This is a genomic window from Paenibacillus barengoltzii NBRC 101215 (assembly GCF_004000745.1).
Taxonomy (GTDB): domain Bacteria; phylum Bacillota; class Bacilli; order Paenibacillales; family Paenibacillaceae; genus Fontibacillus; species Fontibacillus barengoltzii.
Window position 1 is genome coordinate 1 of sequence record NZ_BILV01000159.1, and the last position, 908, is coordinate 908.

The following is a 908-nucleotide window of genomic DNA, read 5'->3' on the forward strand; positions in this document are numbered from 1 at the left end:
CTCTTCACGCTGCGGGGCTTACGCCCCTTGGTTGTCAGATGTATAATCAAGGAAGAAGCTCAGACAACACACGACCCGGCCTAAGATAGGAGCTATCTAAGGCCGGGTCGCGTCGTGAATACGGGAACGTTATACGAAAGACTTTTGAATAAATATAAGTATGGGAGAAGTCGATGAAGTTTACTAAATTAATCGAAGATTTAGAAATTATTATTGAATATAAAATCAAAGATGCTATAGGGAGAACAATTAGTGAATTAAATAGAAGGAATATGCTAACAGCAGCATTTGCAAGTGATGATATTATTACTTCTGGATTCATAGAACTAAACAATCAGATTATTAGTAATATTGAGGAATTTAGTAAGTTAAAACTGCTTAAAAAGGGAGAAATCATAGTACTAAAGAAGCAAATAAATATAATAATTGAAAATCAAAGTATATTGTTATTTGGTGAAGCGACGAAACTTACAAGCCATGAACCCAATTACTTGAAATTAGAACATTTTAAAAAAGAATCAAAGAGGATTATGAATCTGCAGATTGAACGTTTACTAAGAGAGAAAAAGCAAAAAACAATTAGTTTTTGGTGGGATCTTTCGAAGATAGCACTTACAGCTATCGTTGCTGGATTTATTGGAGGATATATAAAAGACATTTTTTTTAAGTAAATTCAATGATGAAAAGTCCTTCGTATAACATTGTATCTACGCTTCGTCGCTTTCGCTCCTTGGTCTGCCCGAGGGATTTCGGAGAAGCGGATTCAGGCAGACAACCCTGCAAGGTTAAGTGGCGGAGCCACCCAGTCGCTACGCTCCTTTAAGCCTTTCGGGTTCGTAGATACAGAAACGTTATATGACATATGACAGAGAGGGATGAATATGAATCAATACATACTTGACACTAAA

The 908-nt window shown here is 36.2% G+C and carries 1 protein-coding gene; it reads left to right on the top strand.

Features of this window, described 5'->3' with window-relative positions; translation table 11 throughout:
- Positions 1-173 precede the first annotated feature (173 nt).
- Positions 174-671 (top strand): hypothetical protein, encoded by a 498-nt coding sequence (locus tag PBA01S_RS22615; protein ID WP_028538617.1) that lies wholly within the window; start codon positions 174-176, stop codon positions 669-671.
- Positions 672-908: the final 237 nt, after the last annotated feature.

Bases quoted from the DNA above. Each gene is read 5' to 3' on its own strand.
- PBA01S_RS22615 (WP_028538617.1), top strand. From the start codon at position 174: ATGAAGTTTACTAAATTAATCGAAGATTTAGAAATTATTATTGAATAT.